This window comes from Nocardia sp. NPDC059228, from assembly GCF_042754245.1.
In the GTDB taxonomy this organism is placed as follows: Bacteria; Actinomycetota; Actinomycetes; order Mycobacteriales; family Mycobacteriaceae; genus Nocardia.
The window spans coordinates 1-1,046 of record NZ_JBHZAL010000181.1; the positions used below are offsets into that span (position 1 = coordinate 1).

Here is a 1,046-nt window from a genome sequence, read left to right on the forward strand (position 1 = left end):
CTTCCAGCCCGGCGTGGCCAGCATGCTGCCCGTGCTCTCGCCCGACGTACAGCGGGGCAACGCGGTGCTGCGGGTCGCCGAGTCCCTGGCGACCATGGCGGGTCCGGCGGCGGCCGGCGCACTGGCCGGGTTCGGCGGGCCCGGCACGATCTTCGCGGTCAACGCGGCGACGTTCGGGATCAGCGGGATCTGTCTGTTCCTGGTCCGGATGCCGACCATGAAGGCGATACGCGGCGACTCGATGCTCACCGAACTGGTCGGCGGCTGGCGCGAGTTCCGCGCGCGGTCCTGGCTGTGGGGCGTGATAGCGATCTGGTCGGTGTACGGCGTCACCGTCCTCGGGCCGATGGTCCCGCTGGAGGCGGTGGTAGTCACCGAGCGGTACAGCTCGGCCATGTTCGGCCTGATGATGACCGTGCACGGGGCGGGCAACGTGGCGGGCGGACTGCTGGCGCTGCGACTGCGCCCGGCCAGACCGCTGTTCGCGGGGACGTTCGCGCTGTTCGCGGTCGCCGCGAACCTGCTGGTGCTCGCCTACGACGTCCCGCTGCCGCTGCTCGCCGCCGGATTCTTCGCGGGCGGTACGGGCTTCGCGTTCTGGCTGGTGATGTGGTCCACGACGGTCCAGACGATGATCCCGCCGGAGGCCCTGAACCGGCTCCACGCGTACGACGTGGCGGGCTCCCTCATCATGCTCGCGGTCGGCCGCGCACTGGCCGGCCCGGCGGCGGAGGCGATCGGGATGCGCGAGGTGCTGGTGGGCGGGGCGGTGGTGAACGTCCTGGTCTGCGCGGCCCTCTTCACATCCCGCCCGATCCGCGACCTCCGCCGCGCGCCCCACCTCCACCCGACCCCACCGCCCCCACGCCCCGAGCCCGCGTGCCCAACGACGGAGGTCGACCGGCCGTAGGCCGGGCCCGGTTGCCGGTGTCGCCCTCTTGCGACGCGTGGTGCCGATCGTCTCGGGCTCGCGAAGATCCGCCGGACGGGTCCGGGGCCGGGTCTGACGCACGCCCGCCTGGCGCGCACACGTTGTGGAGCGGCCG

Annotated in this window: 1 protein-coding gene; it reads left to right on the forward strand. The window is 73.2% G+C overall.

From position 1 onward, the window contains the following. Positions 1-910 (forward strand): MFS transporter (locus ACFXKA_RS43335; RefSeq protein ID WP_379431961.1); only part of this gene is annotated, 910 nt, incomplete at its 5' end. Positions 911-1,046: the final 136 nt, after the last annotated feature.